Source organism: Sphingobium xenophagum NBRC 107872 (genome assembly GCF_000367345.1).
GTDB lineage: Bacteria > Pseudomonadota > Alphaproteobacteria > Sphingomonadales > Sphingomonadaceae > Sphingobium > Sphingobium xenophagum.
The window spans coordinates 16,850-41,789 of sequence record NZ_BARE01000006.1 but is presented as its reverse complement, the minus strand read 5'-3'; the positions used below and the strand labels follow the sequence as shown (position 1 = coordinate 41,789).

At 60.7% G+C, this 24,940-nt stretch carries 23 protein-coding genes and 1 tRNA gene; 12 read left to right on the top strand and 12 right to left on the bottom strand.

Features of this window, described 5'->3' with window-relative positions:
- Positions 1-57 precede the first annotated feature (57 nt).
- Both secD and yajC read right to left on the bottom strand, forming a co-directional pair.
- Positions 58-1,656, bottom strand: coding sequence for a protein translocase subunit SecD (secD, locus tag SX1_RS02825; protein WP_019051826.1), 1,599 nt, complete (start codon positions 1,654-1,656; stop codon positions 58-60).
- Positions 1,657-1,663: 7 nt separating this feature from the next.
- A complete protein-coding gene (gene yajC, locus SX1_RS02820) occupies positions 1,664-1,999 on the bottom strand; it encodes a preprotein translocase subunit YajC (RefSeq protein ID WP_017181750.1) in 336 nt (111 codons plus the stop codon).
- 202 nt (positions 2,000-2,201) lie between these two features.
- Here yajC and SX1_RS02815 point away from each other — a divergent pair.
- Positions 2,202-2,278, top strand: a tRNA-Pro gene (locus tag SX1_RS02815).
- Positions 2,279-2,392: 114 nt separating this feature from the next.
- Here SX1_RS02815 and SX1_RS02810 read toward each other — a convergent pair.
- The 3 genes from SX1_RS02810 to SX1_RS02800 all read right to left on the bottom strand — a co-directional run bounded on the left by SX1_RS02810 (position 2,393) and on the right by SX1_RS02800 (position 4,958).
- Positions 2,393-2,875: a PilZ domain-containing protein gene (locus SX1_RS02810; RefSeq protein ID WP_370670727.1), complete on the bottom strand. Its 483-nt coding sequence runs from the start codon at positions 2,873-2,875 to the stop codon at positions 2,393-2,395.
- A 181-nt stretch (positions 2,876-3,056) separates the two neighbouring features.
- Entirely contained in the window at positions 3,057-4,166 is a 1,110-nt protein-coding gene (locus SX1_RS02805; protein ID WP_019051824.1) for a glycosyltransferase, read from the bottom strand.
- Positions 4,167-4,172: 6 nt separating this feature from the next.
- Positions 4,173-4,958 (bottom strand): sulfite exporter TauE/SafE family protein, encoded by a 786-nt coding sequence (locus tag SX1_RS02800; RefSeq protein WP_017181753.1) that lies wholly within the window; start codon positions 4,956-4,958, stop codon positions 4,173-4,175.
- 296 nt (positions 4,959-5,254) lie between these two features.
- On the opposite strand from SX1_RS02800, the gene SX1_RS02795 reads away from it, so the two are divergent.
- From SX1_RS02795 to SX1_RS02780, 4 genes are all read left to right on the top strand, one after another.
- On the top strand, positions 5,255-5,743 hold the full coding sequence (locus SX1_RS02795; protein ID WP_019051823.1) for a hypothetical protein: 489 nt from the start codon (positions 5,255-5,257) through the stop codon (positions 5,741-5,743).
- Positions 5,744-5,828: 85 nt separating this feature from the next.
- Positions 5,829-6,095: a spike base protein, RCAP_Rcc01079 family gene (locus SX1_RS02790; RefSeq protein WP_019051822.1), complete on the top strand. Its 267-nt coding sequence runs from the start codon at positions 5,829-5,831 to the stop codon at positions 6,093-6,095.
- Positions 6,095-7,363, top strand: coding sequence for an SGNH/GDSL hydrolase family protein (locus SX1_RS02785; protein WP_019051821.1), 1,269 nt, complete (start codon positions 6,095-6,097; stop codon positions 7,361-7,363). Before SX1_RS02790 ends, SX1_RS02785 begins: the two co-directional genes overlap by 1 nt.
- A gap of 155 nt (positions 7,364-7,518) precedes the next feature.
- On the top strand, positions 7,519-7,707 hold the full coding sequence (locus tag SX1_RS02780) for a hypothetical protein (RefSeq protein ID WP_026149440.1): 189 nt from the start codon (positions 7,519-7,521) through the stop codon (positions 7,705-7,707).
- A gap of 4 nt (positions 7,708-7,711) precedes the next feature.
- On the opposite strand, the gene SX1_RS02775 is transcribed toward SX1_RS02780, so the two are convergent.
- The 3 genes from SX1_RS02775 to SX1_RS02765 form a co-directional block, all read right to left on the bottom strand.
- Complete coding sequence (locus SX1_RS02775; RefSeq protein ID WP_229380560.1) at positions 7,712-8,023, bottom strand: hypothetical protein; 312 nt, start codon at positions 8,021-8,023, stop codon at positions 7,712-7,714.
- 99 nt (positions 8,024-8,122) lie between these two features.
- Complete coding sequence (locus SX1_RS02770) at positions 8,123-9,604, bottom strand: TolC family outer membrane protein (RefSeq protein WP_019051819.1); 1,482 nt, start codon at positions 9,602-9,604, stop codon at positions 8,123-8,125.
- 102 nt (positions 9,605-9,706) lie between these two features.
- The gene (locus SX1_RS02765) at positions 9,707-11,029 is read right to left on the bottom strand and encodes a cell wall hydrolase (RefSeq protein ID WP_019051818.1); all 1,323 of its coding nucleotides are present in this window, start codon (positions 11,027-11,029) and stop codon (positions 9,707-9,709) included.
- 136 nt (positions 11,030-11,165) lie between these two features.
- On the opposite strand from SX1_RS02765, the gene SX1_RS02760 reads away from it, so the two are divergent.
- Positions 11,166-12,062 (top strand): sulfotransferase family protein, encoded by an 897-nt coding sequence (locus SX1_RS02760; protein ID WP_043145228.1) that lies wholly within the window; start codon positions 11,166-11,168, stop codon positions 12,060-12,062.
- The gene (locus tag SX1_RS02755) at positions 12,050-13,228 is read left to right on the top strand and encodes a sulfotransferase family protein (RefSeq protein WP_019051816.1); all 1,179 of its coding nucleotides are present in this window, start codon (positions 12,050-12,052) and stop codon (positions 13,226-13,228) included. Before SX1_RS02760 ends, SX1_RS02755 begins: the two co-directional genes overlap by 13 nt.
- Here the strand turns inward: SX1_RS02755 and SX1_RS02750 are convergent.
- Positions 13,162-13,959, bottom strand: coding sequence for a WecB/TagA/CpsF family glycosyltransferase (locus SX1_RS02750; RefSeq protein ID WP_026149438.1), 798 nt, complete (start codon positions 13,957-13,959; stop codon positions 13,162-13,164). The genes SX1_RS02755 and SX1_RS02750 overlap by 67 nt on opposite strands.
- Positions 13,960-14,120: 161 nt before the next feature.
- Here SX1_RS02750 and SX1_RS02745 point away from each other — a divergent pair, with 161 nt between their 5' ends.
- Positions 14,121-14,663 (top strand): polysaccharide biosynthesis/export family protein, encoded by a 543-nt coding sequence (locus SX1_RS02745; protein ID WP_229380562.1) that lies wholly within the window; start codon positions 14,121-14,123, stop codon positions 14,661-14,663.
- Positions 14,664-14,972: 309 nt separating this feature from the next.
- The gene (locus tag SX1_RS02740) at positions 14,973-16,349 is read left to right on the top strand and encodes a sugar transferase (protein WP_255209686.1); all 1,377 of its coding nucleotides are present in this window, start codon (positions 14,973-14,975) and stop codon (positions 16,347-16,349) included.
- A gap of 73 nt (positions 16,350-16,422) precedes the next feature.
- Here the strand turns inward: SX1_RS02740 and SX1_RS02735 are convergent, their stop codons facing one another.
- The gene (locus tag SX1_RS02735) at positions 16,423-17,238 is read right to left on the bottom strand and encodes a glycosyltransferase family 2 protein (RefSeq protein WP_026149437.1); all 816 of its coding nucleotides are present in this window, start codon (positions 17,236-17,238) and stop codon (positions 16,423-16,425) included.
- A 285-nt stretch (positions 17,239-17,523) separates the two neighbouring features.
- On the opposite strand from SX1_RS02735, the gene SX1_RS02730 reads away from it, so the two are divergent.
- The 3 genes from SX1_RS02730 to SX1_RS02720 all read left to right on the top strand — a co-directional run bounded on the left by SX1_RS02730 (position 17,524) and on the right by SX1_RS02720 (position 22,129).
- Complete coding sequence (locus SX1_RS02730) at positions 17,524-18,876, top strand: O-antigen ligase family protein (RefSeq protein ID WP_255209685.1); 1,353 nt, start codon at positions 17,524-17,526, stop codon at positions 18,874-18,876.
- 2 nt (positions 18,877-18,878) lie between these two features.
- Positions 18,879-19,799 (top strand): sulfotransferase family protein, encoded by a 921-nt coding sequence (locus SX1_RS02725; protein ID WP_043145197.1) that lies wholly within the window; start codon positions 18,879-18,881, stop codon positions 19,797-19,799.
- Between the two features lie 155 nt (positions 19,800-19,954).
- A complete protein-coding gene (locus SX1_RS02720) occupies positions 19,955-22,129 on the top strand; it encodes a GumC family protein (RefSeq protein ID WP_217996399.1) in 2,175 nt (724 codons plus the stop codon).
- 217 nt (positions 22,130-22,346) lie between these two features.
- On the opposite strand, the gene SX1_RS02715 is transcribed toward SX1_RS02720, so the two are convergent.
- Together SX1_RS02715 and SX1_RS02710 are read right to left on the bottom strand one after the other, a co-directional pair.
- On the bottom strand, positions 22,347-22,883 hold the full coding sequence (locus tag SX1_RS02715; protein WP_255209684.1) for a prolyl-tRNA synthetase associated domain-containing protein: 537 nt from the start codon (positions 22,881-22,883) through the stop codon (positions 22,347-22,349).
- A 63-nt stretch (positions 22,884-22,946) separates the two neighbouring features.
- On the bottom strand, positions 22,947-24,926 hold the full coding sequence (locus SX1_RS02710; protein WP_019051808.1) for a tetratricopeptide repeat-containing sulfotransferase family protein: 1,980 nt from the start codon (positions 24,924-24,926) through the stop codon (positions 22,947-22,949).
- Positions 24,927-24,940 lie beyond the last annotated feature (14 nt).

The window sequence follows — 24,940 nt, the reverse complement described above, 5'->3', positions numbered from 1 at the left end:
GGCGCTCTGGATCCTGACTTTCGTCAGGATGACGGGCAGGGAGGGGGAGTGGCGCGATCATATCGTGATGTCCGTCGGCCGGGTGCGGCGCACCCAGTTGGCGACGATCATGCGGGTGAAGGTGACGGCCGTGAACACGCTGGTCGCGATACCGATCAGCAGCACGATGGCGAAGCCTTTGACCGGGCCGGAGCCGAGCGCGAGCATGATGCCGCCGGCGATGGCGTGGGTCACGTTCGCCTCGAAAATCGTGCGGCTCGCTTCCTTATAGCCATGTTCGATCGACTGGACGACATTGCGCCCCCGCCGCCTTTCTTCGCGGATACGTTCGTAAATCAGCACGTTGGCGTCCACGGCCGTGCCGATGGTCAGCACAAAGCCCGCAATGCCCGGCAGCGTCAGCGTCGCGCCCAACATGCCCATCACGCCCAATATGACCGCCACGTTGATGGCGACCGCCAGATTGGCATACATGCCAAAGCGGCCATAGCTCACGAACATGAAGAGTGCGACCGCGACCACCGCGATGACCGACGCGATCAGCCCCGCGCGGATCGAATCGGCGCCCAGCCCCGGACCGACGGTGCGTTCCTCCACCACCGTCAACGCCACCGGCAGCTTGCCCGACCGCAGCGCGATCGCCAGCTGGTTGGCGCTTTCGACGGTGAAATTGCCGCTGATCTGCGCGCTGCCGCCCAGGATCGGTTCGTTGATATTGGGGGCGGACAGCACCTTGCCGTCCAGGATGATGGCAAAGGGGCGGTTGACATTCTGCGACGTCACCTGCCCGAATTTGCGCCCGCCAGAGCCATTGAAGCGGATGTTGACGATCGCCTGGCTATTCTGGTCATAGCCCTGCGTCGCGTCGGTCAGATCCTCGCCCGACACCATCACCTGCCGCTTGACCGCGATCAGCGGCACGCCCGATGGATTGTCGGGATAGGGCAGCACTTCACTGCCCACCGGCGCGCGACCCTGCGCCACTTCGGCGGGGTTGGCAGTGAAATCGACCAGCTTGAATTCCAGCTTCGCGGTCTGGCCCAGCAGATCCTTCAGCGCCTTGGGATCTTGCAGGCCGGGGACCTGTACGACGATGCGGTTGTCGCCCTGCTGCTGGATCGTGGGTTCGCGCGTGCCCATCTCGTCGATGCGCTTGCGGATCACTTCGGTCGCGACTTCCATCGCGCTCTTGACCGCATTGTTGATCCCCGCTTCGGTCGGGGTGATGACGATGGTGGAGCTGTTGACCACCTCGACATTGAAATCGCGCTGTCCGGTAAGGCCCGCGCCCTGCGTCAGCGGACGAATACGCTCGACCGCAGCGTCCACCTGCGACGGATCGCGGACCATGAAGCTGAGCTTCCCGTCGCGGCTGGAGATGTCGCCGATCGCGATCCGGGGGTCGCCCCGGCGCAATTCGGTGCGAACCTGCTCCTCCATATTGGTGAGCCGCTGCTTGGCGACATCCTGCGTGCTGGCTTCGAGCAGCAAATGGCTGCCGCCCGACAGGTCGAGACCCAGATTGACCCGCGTCTGCATGAAACCGGGCAGCCGGGTGACGACCGAATCCGGCAGGAAGCTGGGTACGGCGCACAGCACACCGATCGCCAGCGGCAGGATGATCGCAAAGACCGCCCAGCGCGAAAAGTTCAGCATCGTGGGATCAGTCGTTCGCTGGCTTGGCAGTGGTCGGGTCGAGCACGTCGGTCAGGGTGGACTTGACCGCCTTCACCTTCATGCCCGGCGCGATTTCGACTTCGGCGTAAATCTCGTCCACGCGCGTGACCTTGCCCAGCAGGCCGCCACCGGTGATCACCTGATCGCCTTTTTTCACTGCGTCGATCTTCGCCTTGTGCGCCTTCATCCGCTTTTGCTGCGGACGGATCAGCAGGAAATAGAATACCACGAAGATCAGGACCAGCGGCGCCATCTGCACCAATATGCCGCTGCCGGATGCTGGCCCGCCCGCAGTCTGGGCAAAGGCTGTCGATATGAACATGGGTGGGACTTTCCTGAAGCAGGTCGCGCCTTGGTTTCTGTCGGCCGCAGGACGCACATAGCGCCCACGGATCAAGCCGCGGCGGCTACCACAGATGCAGGCGGGGAGGCAATATGATTAGGCCGATACGCAGCAGCCGCAAAAGAGCAGCATCGAACCCCTTGCAACTTGGCGAATGTGCTTCTAAGAGCCGCCCTCCGGTCGGGACGTAGCGCAGCCTGGTAGCGCATCACACTGGGGGTGTGGGGGTCGGAGGTTCGAATCCTCTCGTCCCGACCAAATTTTGGAAAAAGTGCGGCCGTCCGGCGGAAGGGCGCACGAAAATCTCCCAGGCGCTATCGCGCGGGAGTCCATGTTTAGCAGCGATGATCGTGTTGGGTGGCGGACGCGGCCCTAAATGAGAAACATGGCTGCCAGAATCAGCAGCCAGATGGTCAAGGCTGCACCAGCGACCATCGCCAGTTTTTGAGGTGGGCTGAGACCCGCTGTTTCTGCGGACAGTTCAGAACCATCCTTTTCCGCAATATTCGCGGGAGCGGCCTGATATTTGAAGTTTTCCTGGACGACGGAACTGTCGAAGCGGAGAATCGTGTCGAGTTCCGCGCGATTGAGTGGCTGCACGAAGGCGCAGCCAGCGATCGTTCCTTCGACACGGACGATCCGCACTGCCCTGATGCCGACGCCCGGCACGCCGATGGTCGTCGCCTGATCAGGCAAAATCTCGAAAGGCAATTGCATACGAAAGCCGGTGAGCGAGATATCCTCGATCTGCACGTCGAACGGCGTATCCTCACCATCGCGCAAGGTCGAAGCGCGGTCCAGCTGCATTCGCTGCGCGCCACGATTATCGCTGTACAGGGTCGCTCGAACTGACATTGGCAGGCTCCATAGCCGGGGACGGCAATTTGGACCCATTCGCCTAAGAAATCGTAAAGATACCGTTGAGGATCGAACGAGAAGCGGCGGAAAGCAGGCCGGCTTTGGGTGGGCTAGCACGGATCGACCTGGGCCGCGACGCGCAGCCCCGCCGGTGTTCATCCCATCATCGTGCTGACGTTCAGCCCCGCGACCGCAAATGGCCAAACAGCGCCATATAATTGTCGACCGCGCGATCCAGCGTGAAATCGGCTGCGCGCGCTTTGGCCGATACCCTGTCGAGCGGCATATCCAGAGAAGCGCCTATGGCCTTGGCCAAGGCGTCGCTGTCATCGACAGGGACGAGCAGTCCGAACCTGCCGCCTTCGAGCACTTCGAGCGGGCCGCTGGGGCAATCGGTCGCAACGATATTGGCACCGCAGGCAAGTGCTTCGATCAATACGGTCGGCAAGCCTTCCCAACGCGACGACAATATGAAGGCATCGGCAGCGCGCATCATTGCGAATGGGTTGCGGCTGAATCCTGCCAGATCGACATGATCGTCCAGGTTCAAGGATTTGAGCTGCGCCTCCAATTGCGGACGCAGCGGGCCTTCGCCCAGAATGACCAACCGGACGGGGCGTTCATCCAGCACCTTGCGCACAGCGCTGATCAGGACATCGAAGCCCTTCTGGTGATGCAGTCGCCCGCAACCCAACAGAACGGGTATGCCTGCCCCGTCGGTCAACCAGCGATGTTCCGCCGCTTCGCCCGAAAGCGCCATCAGCCCGTCGGTGACGACAGGATTGTGGATGACCTGATGATTGTGCGGGTGACCGCGCGTAAAGGCCAGGACAGCCGATTCGACGCCCTGAGAGACGCTGACGACCCGCGAAATGCCCGGATAGACGAATCGCGCCAGACGATAGGCCGCCTTGACCGAGCGGTTGGTCAGCAGCGCATAATTCTGCCCCATCTGATTATGTTCGACCGCCACATGCGGGATGCCCGCCCGTGCGATCCGGTTGGCCAGCGCAGCGGCGACATTAACATGGGTGAGATGGCTGACGAGAATATCCGGCCGTGCCGAACGCAGCCAGCGGGCAAGCGGGCGAATGCTGGAAATGGAACGGCGATTGCCAAGATCGACCAGTTCGATCGCCGGATCGAGATCGTCGAGATAAGGGCCTTCCCGCCGTGCCAGGATCAGCGTAACCCGTTCGCCGCGCGCCACCAGTCCGTTCATCAGCAGGACGGCCACACGCTCCGCCCCGCCGCCGGCAAGGTCCTGAAGAAATGTCGCGACGTGCATAAGTGACTAGCCCACCAGCAGCTTTATGCCGACCAGCATCAGTACCAGCGCCAGCACCGACCGGACCAGACGGTCGGGCAGTTTGGACGACAGCAGCGATCCGACGATGATGCCCGGTATCGATCCGACCAGCAGCGACCCCAGCAAGGCAAAGTCGACATTGCCGATCCACAGGTGGCCAAGCCCCGCCACAGCCGTCAGCGGCACGGCGTGGATAATATCAGTGCCCACCAGGCGCGCCGCCTTCATCCGCATGGGATAGAGCGCGATCAGCATGGTCGCCCCCAGTGCGCCCGCCCCCACGGACGTCAGCGTGACGAGCACGCCCAGGATGAATCCGGCCAGCACCGTCAGCGGCAATTGCATACGCCGGAAGCGTTGCGCCGTGTCCTCCTGCATATCGCGGGCATAATCATGGATTTGCCGACGCGAAAGCGTGGCGATCGCCGTCATGATCAGCAAGACGCCGAGCGCCGAAAGGATAAGATCACTCTGGAAGGAACTGCGGGGCAGTTTGGACAATAATGCGATCGTCAGGACGGATGCCGGAAGGCTGCCCATCAACAGGCGACGCACCACGGTCCAGTCGGGCTTCCCGAAATGATGATGGACGACGCCCCCGACGGTCTTGGTGATCGCCGCGAACCACAGGTCGGTCCCGACGGCAGTGACTGGCACGATTCCAACCAGCAGGATGAGGATGGGTGCCATCAGCGACCCACCGCCCACGCCGGTTATTCCAACGAGCAAGCCCACGAGCAGGCCAGCCAGGCTGTGCACCCAATCGATCATCAATACGCGTCCCCCTTGCCCGCTCAGTGACGGACGACTGGTCGGACATGCACGATTGGCTTGTGCTTGGGAAGGCGCAACTTGGCCTTGACCCGCTTGTAAATGGCTCTCTGCTCCCTTCGTCGGTCGATCAATTCGGCCAATATCCACTCAACATATGATCATGAAGCCGGGCACGGGCGTCCTGCGAGGCAAATTCGTGGTTTTCCGCCAGTTAACCCTAACGAGTGATTCGGGTTTAAGGGAGGCGGGCCTATGCCGTTTTTGGCACCAAGACACGGCGACAAGGTAACGGCATGTTCCCCAATCCAAAATCCCTCATCCTGACCACGCGCTATGCGCTTGGACTGATGACGCTGGCCCTTCTGGCCGCTGGGGTCATGCTTGCGACGGACAGGGTTCATTTGTCGCCTTCCGCCATATCCTGGTTGTCGCTCTCGGCGGTTGCGGTCCTGTTCCCGGCGCTGCTCGTGGCGTTTCCCCGTTCGCGTCGGTCCGATCTGCTGGCCGCGACGCTGATCCTGGTCATCTTGGCGGGTGGCGCACGCATCGCCACCGGGGACATTGCCGGATTGGGAGACATGTCCGCGATGATGATCCTGATCGTCGCGATATATCTGTCGTCGGGCATAGATATTTTGCGCCAGCGCGCACGCCGCTACCCCAACGAATTGTTCGAAGTCATCGCCATCGAGGAAAAACGGGCGCGCCGACGCGGGGACGCCAGGCGAGCCAGCCCGACCATGCGACCAGAAAATGCCAACTCTATGAACCAAATAGGATAAAATTTTTCGGTTGCCGATCCTATTTGCTGTCCTACAGGCCATGGCTCGGCATATGTGAGTCGCCTCTTCATGCAGGAGGCGCAAAATGACCGATCCCTATACCAGCTTCATCGACAATCCGATTGCATCGGCGCGGGCGCCATACGCCGTCGTTCCCCATGACAGCGACGCTCTGCCCGTCGTGCCCAAAGCGCTGTACATCGGCACTGGCGGCACGGTCATATTGCGGGGCGTCGATGGCACCGCTGACGTCAACTTCCTCAATGTCGCCGACGGACAGGTGCTGGATGTTCGCGCCCGTTACGTCCGCGCGACGGGCACGACAGCCGCCAATATCGTGGCGCTTGCCTGATGACCCGGCTCGGATATGGCTTTGGCCGTGGCGCGCGCGGTCCGGCAAACGCGCGCCCGGAGGCGCTATGGCGCCTTGCCACCGTCCGCGGCGGTGAAAGCGCCTATGGAATCGGCAATGTATCAACGCCCAATTCGGCGCGGACCAGCGGGCGCATAAGGGACATGCTGTCCAACGCGCACATCACCGCGTTGCGCTACGCCGATGCGGCATTCATCATCGGGTCCGACCAGGCCGAAACGGCAGTCAGCCCGCAATCGATACAAAGGGCGTTGGAAATCGGCCCGGCGGTCGGGCGGGTGACCTGGTCCGGCAGCGCTATCGGTACGATCCCCGGCGGCGCGCTGCTATGGTCCGACGATCTCCTGCCCGGCGCGCTCGGCCTGTCCGAATTCCCGCCCGGTGTCATGGTCTGGCATCGATCGATGAAGGACAATCTGGTCGGTGACACCCGCGCCAACTTTCCCATGACCGGGCCTGGTACGCCTGAGGGAGAAGATCAGAGGGGCACCACGATCGGCGTAGATCGGTTGATGCAAACTGGCGCTCTTCCCGCAGATGGCGGAGCAAGGGCCCAAATCGATGGTGCACCGGGGGTACTGATCGGCCTGGCCAAAGATCATGGTCCCACTGTGCTGGTTTGCGGCGACAGTCGTTTCTATGGCGTATCGGGTAATGCCGGGCCCGGCACCGGGACGGCGGGCGGGCCGCCACGCATGGCGTTGGAACAGGCGGGCATTCCGCACGCGATGCAGGCACGGTCGGGGTCCAAGATCCAGGATTTTGTCGCGGGCGACTTCGCCAAGCCGGTCTTGCGGATCGGGATCATTGCCCATGTCAGCGACATATTATGCAACTGGTCCGTCAACGACATGAGCAGCGGACGCACGGCCAGCCAGATATTGGGGGACATCGCGGCCTTTGTCGCAAAGGCGAAGGCGATCAATCCGCAGGTGCGGATATGGTGGACGACGATGGCCCCCTCCACCAACGGGTCCAATATTCCGGTCGGGCTATACGCCAACAGCGCGAATGACGGGCGTCAGACGTTTAACAACGAGGTCAGGACCAACTTTGCGGCCTATGGGCTGTCGGGGCTTGTCGATATTTCAGCGGCAGTCGAAGACCCCACACAGACCGATCGTTGGGCCGACTTTGCCAATGACAGTTCAGATGGGCTGCATTCCCGCCAGACGGGGCAGGTCAAGGAAGCGGCGGTGATCAAGGCGTGGGCGGATGCGCTGCCCGCACCCCTGGCCGCTTATTGACGCGCACCGCGATGGCGAAATGACGGCGCGCGGCGCTCGCCATTTCGCCACGCTTGCGCCCACACAGGTGAAATCGCGGCTTTACCGGGCCTTGGCAGAATCTATCTCGCATTTCCAATCTCTATTGTTTAAGTAGAGATTTAAGGAGATGAGCCATGTACATGGAGTCAATCGTCGAGGTGGAAGCCGCTTTTGTCCCCTGGCGCGGTACGTCGCGTCCGCGCGCCAGGCGGCTCAAGCCATGGAAATTGTTCCGCAACTATGCGATTTTTGCCGCTATCGTGGCGATGATCGTGACGTTCTGGGCAGCTTTTGTCGCGGGGCTGATGCTCCTGCTACCCTGACTGGCTACAGACGAAGCAGGCTGTCGATCTGAGCCTCGCGGCGCAATTTCTCGCACTCGGCTTGCCAATGCGTTGCCTCCGCACGCAGGCGTTCAAACTTGTCCAGTGGGATCCAATGACGCGATCCGCCCAGCGAACCGTCCGCACGGACGGTGACGCTGTCGGCGAGCCGTTCCATCATCTGCGCCAGCTTTGCAAAGTCGCTCACGCGCAGGCTCACCTGGGCACCGTCGCTGGCTCCGTCAATCGCCGCGCGCATCTTGCCTGCTTCTGCCCGAACGATGGCGGCGATCTGTCCGGCTGATGTTGCTTCCATCCCTGCCTCCTGTCGATACAGCATCATCTGCGAACGAGAATGATAGCCAAAGAGGGTTAACCGCTCGTAACCATGGCGCGCCGTGCAGCGCGCCAATCGTTAAAAGCCGGAAAATCCGGGGATCAGTATGGTGGCTGGCTGCTGTGGCGGTGTGCCAGCCGTGCTGGAACTGATCGGCTTGGGTTGGGGCGCAAAGTCAAAATCCAGAAATTTGCCCGTGCTGCGCGCATAATTATCCTTGGGATCATAATAGGGCCGATCGATGCCCAGATCGCGCGCTTCGGCCCGGCCCATATTGGCCAGAAGCGTGAAGGCCGACACATAGGCGTCGCGGCGCGCACTGACCAATTGGACTTGCGTGTTGAGCAATTCCTGCTCCGCATTGAGGATGTCGAGGATGGTTCGCGACCCTGCGGAGTTTTCAACCTTTACGCCATCAAGCGCCAGTTCGGCCGACTTGACCGCTTCTTCTGCGGAGGTGATCGTTTCGAGTGCAGCGCGCCAAAGCGCATAAGAGGCGCGGGTTTGCGCGATCACGGCGCGTTCGGTCGCGGTCGCCTGCTCGATCGCGCTCGATTCGCGTGCGACGGCCTGGCGCTGCTGCGCGCCGGGGCGCCCACCCTGATACAGGGGAATGGAAATAGTCGCCCCTGCTGATGCCGCCTTGTCATTGCGGACATTCACTATGCCGCCCTGATTGACTACCGTGGACCCCAGATAGTCCGTCTGCGATCCGTTGATGAAGGCGCTGACCCGCGGCATGATCTGGCCATTGGCGGATTTCACGTCATATCGCGTCGCGTCGCGGGCCTTGTTGGCCGCAAGCAAGGCAGGATTGTTTGCCAGCGCCAGCGCCACGGCCGCTTCTGCACTTTCAGGCAAGCCGGGCAGCGCGGGGGGCACTTCAAGATTTTGCGGCGGCTTGCCGACAAGGGCGATGTAATTTTCCTTCGACGCGATGAGCTGCGCCTGGGCGCTTTGCAGGCTGGAGCGCGCCAACGCCAGGCGGGAGCGGGACTGGGCCACGTCGGTCCGGGTCAGATCGCCAACCTCGAACCGTTCCTGACCAGCGCTGAGGTTGATGTCCAGCGCACGGACATTCTGGCGGTTCAATTCGACGATCGCACTGTCGCGCAACACATTCATGTAGGTCGCGACAATGGACTGGAACAGATTCGCCTCGACGCTGCGCAGCGAAAACTGGCCGGATTCGACCCGCAATTTAGCGGCGTTCACGGCATTGCGGACGGAGCCACCATTATAGAGCGGTAAAACCACCTGCGCGTTCATGCTTAGCGCTTCACCCGCAGAAATCTGGGGAAACTGGCGATAGATATTGTTGGAATAGCTGATGCTGCTGTCCGCGAAGGGAAGGCCGCTGGACCGCTGGATGGCGACACTCTCGTCAACGGCGCGCTGGTCGGCCCGGGCTGCGGTGATGGAAGGGTTGTCCTTGTACGCCAGTGCCAATGCTTCCATCAGCGTTTCGGCCGACGCTGGCGTCCCCACCATGGCAACCGCGATTATCGCTGCCAGCTGGAAAAAATTGCTTCGCCGTCCCATCATTGCCTTGCCCCACATTCCACCCCGCAGCAGGCATGCTGCTTGCGCACAGCCCTGCCAGAATAAGGTTAATGGTTCGCAAAGCATGTTTGCGTCCACATGCCGCCAGACGCGACCGGCCTATTTGGGCAAAAGCCCCATGCGGTTGTCAGGCAGGCACTGCCGCGGATCAGGCCGGTCGATCACGGCGCAGTCGAAAAGAACGGTTTCCTTGCGCCGATCTCCATCCACCCGATAGAAGAACGACATGGTCCGTGCCGCAGCGGCGGATATGACAGAACCGGATGGCAGGTCGCCAGGGTTGAGCCAGCCGATCACGGTACATTCCGGCTTGTCGCGGCACATGCGATAGGCGGTGACGGCATAGGAACCCGCAAATGCGCCGGGTTCCAGCGACAACATATACGCGCCGGCAGCGGGTGCGGCGTCATGCAGTCGGCTGCCCTTCAATATCCATGCAGGAACGTCCGTCCCGGCATCCTTGCGATCGGCGCCGTTTGCCACCGACGAACGATCGCGCCAGTCGCCCATTTTGGCAAGGTCGTAGGAGAGGATGGAGGACGGGCCATCTTCCTTTTTCTGATCGCCCGACAGGCTGGCGATCGACGCTATGACGGGTTCATCCGACATGCTGACCCTGCGCAGCATCCCTGCATGGGACCAGCGGAAAAATATATGCCCGCGTACCATCACCAGCTTGTCCATCTGCGCGGACCAGTAAGGCACGACATAGTCGGTGTGATAATGGGTTGCGGTGCTGACAGCCCCGAACACATAGCCGTTCAACGCGGCCTTCGCGGCGATCAGCGCCCGCGACCAGGCTGATGCGCTGGGGCGGCGCCGCACGATCGAGCCGTCGCAGGTAAAGGTGAACTGGCAGCCGATGGCGCGCTCGCTGCCCTGAAACACGACGCCGCACACGCTTTTGGGAAAGGCCGGGTGGCGCACGCGGTTCACCACGACCTGTGCCACCGCGCGCTGGCCAACCGGATCGTCACCGGCTTCATAATAAGCCGCGCTCGCCAGACATTCCTGCGCCCGCCGCCAATTGTCCGCCGACCCCGAATAGATGAACGGAGGCGCGGGAGGCCGGGGCGCCGTGGAAAAGGGCTGCGCAGCGTTGATCGCACGCGCATCGGGCGCGGCCAACGGCTTGAAGATCAGGGGCGGCGGTTCCACGCCGGTCGCCGATCGACCGGTCGCCATGTGCGATCGCGGATCATAATTGGGGGGCACGCCATAATCGGGCTGCGACGGGACCGCTGTGAGCGCGTCGACAAAATGAACCGCCAATGACAGGCCCGCGGCCAGGATCAGCCCGCATAATAGGATCGCGACGGTCTGGCGCGCCGACGGCTTGCCCCAACGACGAGGCACCGCATATTCGACCACGGCCGGATCAATGTCTGCGTTTTGATCGGCGGATGGAAGAGATGCAGTCATCTGGCGAATCCAATTTTGAAGCAGCCCCCTAACATCAAATGGTTAATGATGTGGGAAGAAAATGCGATTGGTTGTAGAAGAAGAATATTCCATGCGAGTCAAAACCTGAATGGAACGGGAGGGGCGAAATAGTCTGATGGACATGCCTACCGAACAGACCCTGCGCCGGCGGATTCTTTATCGTCCCCGTTCGTTCATTGCCACTGCGCGACTCCAGGCGCTACTGGCCGTTCGGCGCGGTGACCGCATGTCGCCCCATATCTTCATCGTCGGCGCACAAAAGGCAGGCACGACATCATTGTTCCGGGATCTGGCGAACCACCCGCAGATCATCGCGCCGGTCGCCAAGGAAATCCATCAGTTCGACAGGCACAAGATGCGCCCGCTCGACAATTATCTCGCCCACTTCCCGTCGTTGCAGGATGCAGAGGAGCGCATGCGCCGAGTGGATGCGCCGGTGATGACGATGGATTGTACCCCTTATTATTTCATGCATCCCCAAGCCGCCGAACGCATCAGCGCCTTTTGCCCGGACGCGAAAATCATCGTAATGCTGCGCGATCCATGCGCGCGTGCATGGTCGCATTATTGGCATGAAGTCGCGCGCGGTTTCGAAACATTGGAACCGGAGGCAGCCTTCGCCGCCGAAGCTGAACGGATCATCAAGCCGCACGACCATGTCGGGCCCGACAGGCAGGCGCGCTTCGCGCACCAACATTACAGCTACTGCGCGCGCAGCGAATATGACGTGCAGATCAGCCGGTGGCAGGCGCTGTTCCGATCCGATCAACTCCTGTTCATCGCCACGGAGCGATATCAACAGAATCCGGCAGCAGAGCGCGATCGCATAGCGGCATTTCTGGCGATCGGACCTTTCGCGCATGCGCAGGACCAAGGCAGGCTGAACGAGGGACGCTACCCTGCCCCTGCCCCTGCCATGGCCGCCTGGCTAGACCAGCGCCTGCACCGATCGCGAGAGCGTACCCGCGCCATGCTCGGCGTCGATTTCGGGTGGCCCACATGGCGCGGATAATCCAGACCCCGCCCCCCGCGCCTGTCGGCACCCAACCGGCCTGGCCTGCGCAGGGTATCCCGCCGGGCGATTCAAGCCCCTGCTCCACGCATCGGGAATATGGCGCGAAGGCTATCCCCTCAGCGATCGGGAAAGAAATAACCCCGATATTCGTCGTTGGCTGCCAGCGAAGCGGATCAACCCTGCTGGGGGCCATGCTGGGCAGTGGGAACCGCATGATCGCAACGCCCGAGTCGCAATTTGTCGCCGACCTGATGCCTCATGATCCTCGCCAGATCATGGAGTTGGGACGGGCGATCGACGCGATCACGGCCCATCCGCGCTTCAAGCTGTGGAATTTTTCCATCGGCGATCTGCGCCCCGCCGGATACGGCACGTTCATGGACGCGGTGAATTGGCTGGTGCGGACCTATGGTGCCCGATCGGGGCGCATGGATATAGATTATTGGGTGGAACATCAGCCGGGCAATGTGCGGCATATGCGGGCTTTGGCGGAGGCGTGTCCGGACGCGCGATTCGTCCATATCGTCCGCGATGGACGAGCCGTAGCCAATTCGCTGCTCAAGGTTGACTGGGGACCAAACAGCATTTCCAGCGCGGCCCATTTCTGGTCTCAACGGGTGGCCATGGGCATGGCGCTTCGCGACTGCCTGCCGCCCAACCGTTGGGCGCGCGTGCGATATGAGGATCTGCTCGCCCGGCCGGATGAGGAATTGCGCCGCATTTGCGCAACGCTGGAATTGCCCTTTGACGAGGCGATGATTGCGGCGCGCGGCTATCATGTGCCGCCATCGACCCGCAAACAACATCATCTGGTCGGCCAGGCGCTTGCCCCCCAACGAATCGATGCCTGGCAGCAGGAATTGAGCCAGCGGCAGGTCGAGATATTCGAGGCGCATGTCGGCCCGCTGATCACCTATCTTGGCTATCAACTTTCCTTTGGTCGTTCAGCGCGCCTGCCCAGTGCCGCCGAAACCGCTCGCATGATCATGGTCCAGCTTTTTCAGGGCTATCGTAACCGGCTGAAGCTTGCGATCAACATCGGCAGGGCACGCGCAGAGCGGACTGTTGCCGATAATGGGAGCACGGCCGCTACCGCCTATCCCTGGCGGCGTGGCGTCTTGCGCAGGATCTGCCAGATGGCGTCCAGATTGGTGGTCAAATAGCGCCAGAACAACCGGCGCGGCTCCAACGCCATGCGATACAGCCATTCAAGGCCCGCCCGCTGCATCCACATCGGCGCGCGCGGACGACTGGCGGACAGGAAGTTGAACAGCCCACCGCATGTCTTGACCCAGGCGATACCGCCGAAGCGATGCAGGTTGCGCGCGACGAAAACATCTTCCCTGGGCATCCCGAGAGCGACCCACAAAATATCCGGTCGAGCATCGAGGATTTGCTGGACCACGGCATCTTCTTCTTCGGCGGAAAAATAGCCGTTGCGCGCGCCAGCGATCACAAGGCGCGGGTAAAGCTGGCGAACCCGCGCGACGGCCCGGCCATTTTCTTCGTCCGTCGCGCCAAGGAAATACATGCTGTAGCCATGATCCTGCGCCGCTGCGGCAAGATCATGGAACAAGTCGGTCGTCGCCGCGCGATTGGGAATTTCCCGGCCGGCGATCAGCCTGGCCGCCCACAATACAGGAACGCCGTCAGCCGCCACCGCGTCAGCGTGGCGATAGGCGTCCCGAAATACGCGGTTACGCGCATATGCGGAAATGACATTGCCATTGATCGCAGCGTGGTAACGGGTCGTCGCGCGGCCCTCGCGCGCCTCACGGCAGTCATCGAGCATCAGTTGCACCCATTGCCCAGTGGACAAGGGCGAAACTGGAATGTCGGCAATGATGACGGGCGCGACAGGTTCAGGCGAGTCGGATAAATGTAGTGACTTCATCGCTTCCCGTGCCCATCAGCATATGTCGATGTTGCTTGTCACACCGCCATGGCAAGGTCAATAAAGACCGTTATTCCGCTTATTTGCCTCGGCGATTCGAGGGAAAATTGTGAAATTGGGGGTTTGCTATGCGCTCTAAAGCCTGGATTGTGGCGACAATCATGATGAGTTCGGTACTGACGACCGGATGCACCACCAGTGGCCCGCTGCCCGCGGCAGCGCCCGGATCAGTGGCCGCGACGACGACATACCGGATCGGGGCTGGCGACAAGTTCCGTCTGAACGTATTCAACGAACCCGCTTTGTCCGGTCAGGAATATTCGGTGAATACCGAAGGGGAAGCATCGCTGCCGCTGATCGGGCTGGTCAAGGTCGACGGCATGACTCCCCGTGAAGCAGAAGCGGAAATCACGAAGCGCTATGCTGCCGGTTTCATCAATAATCCGCGTGTAAATATCGATATCAGCCAGTATCGGCCCTTCTATATTTTGGGGGAGGTCAAGCAGCCGGGCCAATATCCCTTCGCCACGGGTCTGACCGTGCTTAGCGCCGTCGCCATCGCGCAGGGCTATACCTATCGCGCGGACCAGAAGCGGGTGTTCGTGCGGCATGGCGACAAGTCGAGCGAGGAATCCGTACCGCTTGCTGCGGATACGCCCGTACTGCCTGGCGACACGATCCGTATTCCCGAACGCTTCTTCTGATCGCCAGGCCTATGGTCGCTTTGGGCTTTGCAGTCCCGACCAGACGCCTCGACAGGAGATATTGGCAGACCCTGTGTGCAAATGTGCACGGGGTCTTTGCCCCAGCGCCTAATCGTGACTATAATGTGCAACAACGGTCCAAGGCGTGAACGCACCCGACTGGCGCGCGCGTATTGCGTACTTGTCCCATTATTGCTTCACGGTTTCAAAATGAAACATTAGACGGCATAAACTCATTGCCTGGCATAAGGCATCCGGTAATGTTGGGGTATTAAGATGCCCGCGTCGAGCAGGTATTAAGGGGTAGCCGTGTATATAGCCGCGGGAACTAGTACTTCGGCTGAGAAGTCCCGTAGGGATGGCAGTCTAATTCGTGTCGGCATCTATGGGCTGCAATGGGCGCTCGACGTGCTGATCCTGATCGGCAGTTTTTCTTTTGCCAGCCTAATGCGTTTTGGCCACCTGCCCGTGGGGGAGAGCCGGAACTGGATTATCGTCCTGGTATCCGTATTCATGGTCATCGCCTTTTACGGTCGACTTTACACGCTCGATTCCATGCAATCGCTCACCACATCGGTCAGGCGCGCGGCCATGGCCATGATGTGGGCCCTGTCGATTGCCGTTCTGGGCTTTTTCGCGTCGAAACATGTCGATACCATGTCCCGGCTGGTACTGTTCACGGGCACGATCACGGCGTTCACGCTGCTGCTTTTGGTTCGCCTTCCTTTCTTCCTCCTCATCCACCGCATCGTCGGCAATCGGCTTTTGCGCAAATTGTTCATCGTGGACGGCGTGGAACCGCGCGAAATGGAAGGTTATGATATCGTCCTTTGCGCTGATCTCGGTTTGAAGATCGATCTGCACGATCCCGCCGTCCTGCATGCGCTGAGCAGCAAGATCCGCGAATATGACCGTGTGCTTGTCGATTGTCCGGTCCATGAACGTGAAAACTGGTCCCTTTTCCTGCAAGGCGTAGGCTGCATCGGCAGCCTGCTGATCCCCGAACTGCAACCCGTCATTTCCGATCATGCCAAGTTGAGGCTGGAATCGGCGTCTATCCGTGTTTCCACAGGCCCGCTCGATTTGCGAAGCCGTGCATTGAAGCGGGTTTTCGATCTGGCAGTGACCTGCTCCGTGTGCCTGTTCCTTGCGCCCTTGCTGGCGATCACCGCCATCTGCATCAAACTGGACAGCAAGGGGCCGGTACTGTTCAAGCAGCTGCGCATGGGCAGGGGCAACCGGCTATTCTATGTCTACAAGTTCCGCAGCATGCGGGACGATCTGGCCGACGCTACCGGCAGCAAATCGGCATCGCGCGACGACAAGCGGATCACGCGCGTCGGACGGATCATTCGCGCCACCTCCATCGACGAATTGCCTCAGCTTTTTAACGTGTTGCGTGGCGACATGTCGCTGGTGGGGCCAAGGCCGCATGCTCTTGGTTCGAAGGCCGGCAATGACCTGTTCTGGAAAGTCGATACGCGCTATTGGCTGCGTCATTCGACCAAGCCCGGCATTACCGGACTGGCTCAGATCCGTGGGTTCCGAGGCGCGACCGAAACCCATCGCGACCTGACCGAACGCCTGCGTTACGATCTTGAATATCTGCGCAACTGGTCGATTTTTCGGGATATCAGCATCCTGCTCGCGACCTTTGGCGTGGTCGTGCACAAAAACGCCTATTGACCGCTATCGCAGGATCGGGACTGCCGGGCTCGCTCCATAGAAGTAACGACGCGCGCTGTTGCAACTGCAATACTCAGTTACCCCTTCGCCGCACGGCCCATTGCTGTAGCGGATATTTGGCAAAGTTTCGGGCCAGATCGCGCAGCGCAAACAGCCAGTCCGTCGCTGGACGATCGCTCAGGGAACGGATCGCTCGCCTCTGCACCTCGAAGGTGGAGAGAAAATAGCCCGGTGACCAAGCGAATTTCTGTCCGAAATGATAGCGTTTGGCAATCCGCACCGGCGCGCAACGGGCAAGCCGAAAACCCGCCGCGCCGAGACGTACCCAAAGATCATAGTCGAAATGGCTCCGACGATTGAGGGCATAATTGCCCACCGCCTGCATGGCGTCGCGCCGGATGCATGAACCTGAATGGGAAAGCTGGTTCTTGCGGCCCAATCGATGGGTCACATCGGTCAGCGCCGTTGCCTGAGGCTGAATGCGTGTCCAGTCGGCAGTCTCGCCAGGGCCTATCATCAACCGTTCAAAACTGATCGCGGCGACATCCGGCCGGTCATCCATGACAGCGCACGCCGTTTCCAGCCAGGTCGGATGCGCCAGATCGTCCGCGTCGAGAATTGCCACGAGCGGCGCGCTTCCTTGCGACAATGCGAAGTTGAGCGCCTTGCCACGCCCCCGATCAGCATTGGTGAACAAGGCAAACCGGCCATCCTTGTCGCAAAATGCTCGCGCGATGGCCGCGCTGTCGTCCGTGCTCCCGTCATCCACCAGAATGAAGCGGGCATCAGCCAGTGTCTGGGACGACAGGGATGCCAGAGTGGGCTCCAGCGTGGCGGCAGCATTGAAAAACGTGCAAAGCAGATCGATGCTGGCCGGCGGCAACGTCATATGGCGCATATCCTGACATGAAAACGCCACCCTAGTCGGCAGGCGAGACTCTGTACCCCACCGCGAGGCCTCTCGCAAGCAGAGGCGGACGTCGGGCGAAAGACGCCTGACGCTCAACGGTCTGTCTCGAAATGGCTCCTTGGCACATCGATCGAAGCGATAAGCCGACGAGATCATGCGGCAGGCAAATGCAAACTCTGAAACTGGCAAATGGTTTATGCACTGGACAAAGCCGGACGCTTCTTGGACAGACAATGCTGTCCTGCAACAAGGCGACCGACGCTGATGACGCAAATGCTTTCGGCAAACTCCGCACGACCGCCCGCCATGGCCGGCGGCACGCGTGCGCATAGCAATCTGGAACTGCGCTATGCCATCGGGATAGTCGTCTATATCCTGCTCTATCCAGCCCTGCTGTCCGCGCTCGCGGGCAATTGGGCAGGCGCGATCGAACAGCGCGAGGAAGGGTCAGCGATCATCCAGCTGCTCAGCATCGCGGTCTATGGCCCCGCCCTGTTCATCATGATCGCACGCTTTGGCGAAGTGCTGCGCTATCTTCGCCCGGCCTGGCCGCTATTGCTGTTGCTCGTTTGGGCGGGCGCATCGATTATGTGGTCCGTTCAGCCCGATGCGGCCGTCCGCCGCTTTTTCGCCCTGATCCTCTTCAGTCAGGCCGTGTTGTTCGTCGCAATGCAGCAACGGCACGAACAATGGCTGCCGATCTTGGCGAAGATCTGCTTTGCCGTGCTGGTCATCAACGTGATTTCGCTCGCGATTCCCGGCGTAGGGTTCAATTTCGTCGGCAAATATGCTGAAAGCGGGTCGATCCGCGGGATTTACCCCGGCAAGAATTATTTCGGCCCGGTACTGGCCTTTTCCATGCTGGTTTTCGCGACACAGGCCTTCGCAACAAAGGGTTCTACCCGCCGTCGATGGGCAGCGGTCGTGCTGGTCAGTCTGGTGATGCTCTTTTTCTCCAACTCCCGTACGCCCTTGATCGGCTTTGTCGGCGGGCTCGGCGCCATGTGGCTTACGCGCTTTGTCGTGATGCCCGAAGGATGGCAGCGGCGCCTTACCTTACAGTTGCGCGCGGGTCTGTCGGCCTTTGCCCTGTTCGGCACCATCGTCGTGCTGCCATCGCTGATGATCGGATTGCTGACGCTGCTGGGGCGCGACCTGACTCTGTCGGGCCGTACGCGTCTGTGGGATTATGCTTATGCCATCGGCATCAATCGCCCAATGATGGGGGCCGGATACAAGACCTTCTGGGTCGACAAGCTGACGGCCAATCTGCGTGACTTCCATGCGCATTGGTCGGAAGGTTCAGCGACCATGGCGATGACGGCGAACGGCCATAACGGCTATCTCGACATGTGGCTGGAACTGGGAATGGTGGGGCTGATTTGTTTCCTGTTCGCCTGGTTCATCCTTCTGGCGCGCAGTCTGCGCAACATCCGGCAGACCCGTGATCCCGCCAACCTGTTCCACATCGGCGTATGGGCATATTATTCCATATATAGCATCACCGATTCCAACATTCTGACACATTCCGACCTTAGCTGGTTCTTTGTGACCTATTGCTTCCTGACGCTGGGCATTGCGTCCTATCGGACGCGCCCGCGCCAGGTGCAAAGTTGAATATGGCTGCTCTCATGACCGTTCCCAATCTTATCGTGGCTGGCTCGCAGAAATCGGGCACGACATCCTTGTGCGCAGCGCTGGAGCAGCATCCCGACTGCTATCTTTCCAATCCCAAAGAACCCAACTTCTTCTCGCGCGCCGTCAACGAACAGCGGCTTGCAAGCTTCAGTCGCTGTTTCCGCGGCGTTCCCGACGATGCGCCGGTCGTTGTGGACGGCACGACCACCTATATGGCGGACCCGGCCATAGCCGAGCGGATTTACCGCCTGCTGGGCCCCGACACAAAATTCATCTTCGCCCTGCGAAGCCCGCGCAAGCGCGCCTATTCCGGCTTTCTCCACATGCTCAAGCGGGGGCATGAACGCCGCACCGCACAGGAGGCCTTCCTCTCCCTGCCCGACGATCCCGTAGCCGCGGTTCAGGCCGAACGGGCCAATATCGAGGTCGCAGCGGCTGCCCGCCAAGTCGTCGCCGGGCCCTATGTGCGCCAATATGATGATGTGCTGTGGAATTTCCGCTATCTGACCAACAGCCTGTTTGCCGACCAGATCGAACCGTTTGAACGTCTGTTCGGTCAGGACAATATACTGATCCTGTTGTTCGAGGATATGGTGACCGATTTCATGTCCGAACGGGCGCGGATCGCCGCATTTCTCGACATTCCAGAACAGGGTTTGCCCCAAACTCTGCCGCGCGAGAACCAGACCCGCATGCCGGACACCGGCACATTATGGGGCAGGATCGACGAGCAATTGCGCCGTATCAAACGGGGCAATTTCGTTTTTGTGCGCAAAGCGGAAGGGCAGGCGCCGTCCCGCGCGCCATCCGATGTCGATGGCAAGTTGACGCGTCTGACCGACAGCGAAGTCACGGTTTGGGAACAGAGGCTTGGTCGTGATTTGCGGGCGATAGGGTGGTGACCGGCAACAGTAAGGTTACCGTTGTTGACTCACTTCTGCCGCGATGCAAGAACCCTGATTTCAGGGCATCTCCTCGTGTCAGAAAGTAAATCTTTCACCACGATGACGATGGACAAATATCAGGTCGGCGCAAAGTCGGCGCAAAGGAAGCAACGATGACAACGGCTGAAGGCCAATATGTAACGCCTACAGAAGACAGCCCAATTGATCTGCGCACTTTGTGGCTGATCATGCTGCGCAGGCGGATACCCTTTCTCATCGTGGCGACGGTCGTGCTGGCAATCGGCTTGGCCGTCGCGCTGATCATCCCCAGCACATATGTCAGCTCAACCAGCGTGTTGATCGAACGTCGATCGACCAATGTTGCAGAGGGGCAGTCGATCGTATCGAGTTTGCCTGCTGATTCGGCTGCGGTCGATACCGAAGTGCAGGTTTTGCGTTCGCCCGACCTTGCCCGTCGCGTCGCCGAGAAACTCCATCTGGACCGCGATCCGGAATTCAACCCCAGACTGCGCGATCCCGGATTTGGCGAATGGCTGGGCGGGCTGTTCGGCAAATCCCCCCCGCCTGTGCGGCCGGGGCTGGATGTTGTCACCAACTCGCTGCTCAATCATATGTCGGTCGGGCGACAGGGCCTGACCTATGTCATCAACATCAGCGTGTCGTCGCGCTCGCCCCAGACCGCAGCCGACATAGCCAACGCAACAGCGCGCGAATATCTGGCGCAGCAAGCCGAATATAAGCGATCGGTCGCCGAGAAGGCGCAAAATTTCTACACAGAGCGCATGCGCGCGCTGAGCACGGATGTGCAAAGCAATGCGTCCAGTGCGTCCTCCATTCGGGCGCGCACCGGCATTACCAGCGGCTCGAACCCCTCTTCCTATGATGAGCAGACCATCGCGGACCTGCGGCGGCAACATTCCGAAGCGTCTGCCAACCTGGCCGCCAAGCGCGCGCGTTACAATGCCGCCAGCCGTTCACAGAACAATCCGTCGTCATTGCCCGACGTGCTCGCATCGCAAGTCATCCGCGACCTGCGTTCGCAGCGTGCGAAAATCGCGGTCGATGCGTCGCAGGCCACTACCCGCTACGGTGAGAACCACCCCGAAGTGGCGCGGACCCGCAACCAGCTGGCCGAAATCGATGCTGAAATCGCGGCTGAAACGCGCCGGATCGTTTCCGGTCTGGCGGCCGAAGTCAGCACTGCACAGCAGGAAGTCGCCAGCCTTGGCGCCGCGATCGCCCAGCAGCGATCGGCCGCAATACGCAATTCCGACGCATCGGTGACTGCCCGGAAATATGACACGGACGCCGACGCATCGCGCGCAGTCTATGAAGACCTGGCCAAGCGTCGCAAGGAAACCGTCGCCACGGACGAACTCGCCACGCCCGACGCCAGCATCGTCTCTGTCGCTTCGCCGCCCAATTCGCCCAGCTCGCCCAACCGGCCTCTGCTGATCCTGCTGACGCTGGCGGCCGCTCTCACCTTCGGGTTGCTGGCGATCATCATCGCAGAGCTGCTCGATGTGAAGATCAGCTCCGGTGAGGATGTGAAACGCCATCTGGGGCTCAATCGCATCGCATCCATCCCTGGGGTGAGCCCAAAAAACTATAACGAGCATCTGGCGCGTCTTGTCTATGAAAAGCCTCAGTCGAGCTTTTCTGAAGCAGTCCGGGCGCTCAACATGACGCTGCGCGGCGGACATGCCAAGCAGGCCCTGCCGACGGGACAGGTGATCGTCATCACATCGGCCCTGCCGCATGAAGGCAAGACGACCATCGCGACGTCGCTGGCCCTGTCCATAGCCAAGGCAGGCAGCCGCGTATTGCTGATCGACGCCGACGTGCGCCGGCCGCAGGTCGCCGCATCATTGGGGATCGCGACGCCCGAACATGGCATAGCCGAAGTGGCCACCGGCAAGATCGATCTGGCGTCGGCCCTGGTGTCCACTGGCACCCCGCTTGATCTGCTGCTGGTCGCCGTGACCGCCAAGGGCATAGACATTTTCTCAAGAGGCCAGTTTTCGGACCTGATCGAAAAGGCCCGCAAGAAATATGATGTCATCGTGATCGATACGCCGCCTGTCCTGGCCGTTAGCGATGCGACGGTCATCGGTCGGGAGGCCGACCATGTGGTGTTCATCACCAGGTGGCGCCGGACATCGCGCTTTGCTGCAAAAGCGGCGGTGGAAGCGCTTAAGGCCAGCGAAGCGCCCTTGTCGGGCGTGGTCCTCAATGCCGTCGACCTCAAGAAGCAGTCGCTCTATGCGGACAGTGATCCGCTGGCCTTCTACGGTGCTTATAAGGCCTATTACGCCAACGAAGAATGACAGACCGCTTCGTTTGACGGGGTTAAGCTAAACTCCTGGGCGGGATGCGCTGATAATGGGCATCCCGCCCAAATAGTGCGTAGCAAGAGAGTCGAGAGCATGACGCGCGGCGCGAACCAGGCTCGCTCACCCAACGTGTGTCATCCTGTTCCCATACACTATGGATTGATGACCGGCGCGCGCCAGGCGCATAGGCTTGGCCGCAATGGCTACATCGTCAGGGCAGCTTGACGATACGGGGCTCATGCCCCTTGTCACCCAGCCAGCCTGTCAGGGCGTCGAACGGCATCGCGATCGTCGCGGTATTGCGCAGGGGATGGACGGCGATCAGCGGCTGATCGTCGAAGCTTGCATCGAACACCACGGTCAATTCTTCGGCCGACGCATTGGGCGCAGCGAGGGGCGAAACCGCGCCGGGTGTGATGTGGAGCAGGCGCTCCATATCATCCGGCTTTCCGAACGAAAATTTTCCCGCGCCCAGCAGTTCGGCAAAGGCTTTCAGATCGGCACGACGATCATGCGGTAGTGTGATGAGCCAGAAATGCCCCTTTTTGTCCTTCAGAAACAGATTTTTGGTATGTGCGGCCGGCAGCGCCTCATGGATGGCAGCGCTTTCGTCGACCGTATAGACAGCCGCATGTTCGTGCTTCTGCACAGGGACGCCGCGCGCGGCGAAATCGGCGTAAATTTCATCTTCGGTCATCGGCGGCAGGATGACGAGCCCGAATGGCAGCCGCGCGGACAATGGCGTCACGCTTTCCGGACATTTGCGACACATCCCCTCCCAGCCGCAGCGTGGGCATGAGCCAGCGAACCCCTATGCCAGATCGCCAAGCGCCTTCCTCAGATCGCCCAGCCAGGGTTCGAAAGGTTTCCAATTGTCCACGCCTTCCCGGTTGATGGGACGGCGAACCTGCTCGGAACTGGCGGTGCGGACCGCCCGGTCTGTCTTGTGGAAATCAAGGCAGGACTGTTCGAACGGAACCCCCACATAATCAACTATTCGTCGCACCTCCGCTTCTAGATCCGCCAGCACATCTTCATGCTGGACGCGCAGGATACGGTCGGGTGGGAGTACCCTTTCCCAATGAGCCATCAGATCGACATAGTCGCTATAATATTGCCCGATCTCGGTCAGCCCATAGGTGAATTGCTGGCCATCAGCGAAGAGTTGTTTGAAGCCCGAAAAGCAGCAATCCATCGGCGCGCGCCGGGCGTCGATGATCTTTGCGTTGGGCAGGATCAGGTGGATAAGGCCGATATGCCGGAAATTATTGGGCATCTTGTCGATGAAAAAGGGCGCGCCCTTGCGATGGATGCGGGTATTTTCAATATAGGCTTCACCCATCTGCCGCAGTTGATCGGCGGGCAGATCATGCAGGATCGCCGGATAGGCATCGCGCCCCCGCCCCCTTAACTGCTGCGCCAGCGCCAAAATATCGGGCAATTCCAGCGTGCCGTCGATTTGACTGTGTGAAGCCAATATCTGCTCCAGCAGCGTCGAACCAGCGCGCGGAAGGCCCAGGATGAAGATCGGGTCCGGCGCAGAGCAGCCATTGCCCGCATTTTTGTCGAACAGATCGGCCGTGCACGCTTCGGCCTGCGCCCGCAGTTCCGCTGTCATCTGGTCGGCGCTGTAGCGCAATTGTTCGCGCTTCAGCCTGTTGCCAGCGTCGTAGAAGCGGAAGGAATCCGCATATTCCCCCCGGTCCTCATGCGCTTTGCCAAGTGCGAAACTCAGGTGGACACGGTCCATCAGTCGCAGGTCGTCGCGGGCAAGCTGGGCATGCATCGCCGCCACCTCGCCGTCCTCGAACCGGAACGTTTTAAGATTGGCCAGCGCGTACCAGGGATCGCCGAGGTCAGGGCGCGCCGCGATGGCGGCACGATAGGAAGCAATGGCTTCCTGCTGCTGCCCACAGGTTTTGAGCGCATGCCCCCGCGACGTCAGCGTGGCCGGATCATCCGGCATGCGGGCCAACACGGACTCGAACAGGCCAAGCGCCTTGTCATATTTGCCCGTCTGCATATTTTCGATCGCGAGATGCGACTGAAACAGCGGATTGTCGGGCTGGAGGTCGACGAGATGCTGCGCCTGCGCTTCCGCCGCAGAGAATTTCTGCCGTCTGCGCAGAACCTGCATATAGTCGAGCCGAATCTGGATATTGTCCGGTTCGAAAGCGACCGCGCTTTCCAGCAGAAATTCCGGATCGTCGAATATGCCCAGCCGTACGCCGATATCGGCGAGCAGGCGCATCGCTTCGACATTATGCGGATTTTCGCGAAGGAAGTGGCGGCACAATTCCTCCGCCTTGAGGATGCGTCCTTCATGGATATGGTTGAGGACGGCAAGCAACATGCGCGGCAATCCGGCAAGCCGCTCCGCCTGCGCCATGCAATTGCGCGCCTCGCCTTCCCTGCCGCGTTGGGCGAGCAAATTGGCCTGGTGCGTCCAGCTCGCCTCCAATGATGGATTGAATTCGCAAGCCCGGCGGTAGGCGACGATGGCGCCCTCCGGATCGCCGGTATCGCGGGCCAGATGCCCCGCCTCCTGCCAACCACGGCCATGTTCAGGATGGGACTGGCGCAGACGCCGTACAAAATCACGCGCGCAATCGAATTTTCGCGCATAGCGCGCAGCCACGGCGGCGATGTAGAGCGCGTCGCCATTGGCCGGGTCGTCGCGAAGCAGCCCTTCGCACAGGTGGATGGCGCGGTCATGCGCCTGCTGCTGCAGCGCCTGCCTTGCCTCAGTCAGCACGTCGTCCTTGTTTTCGTCGGTCGCCGCACCGTTCATATCAGTTCCATCGC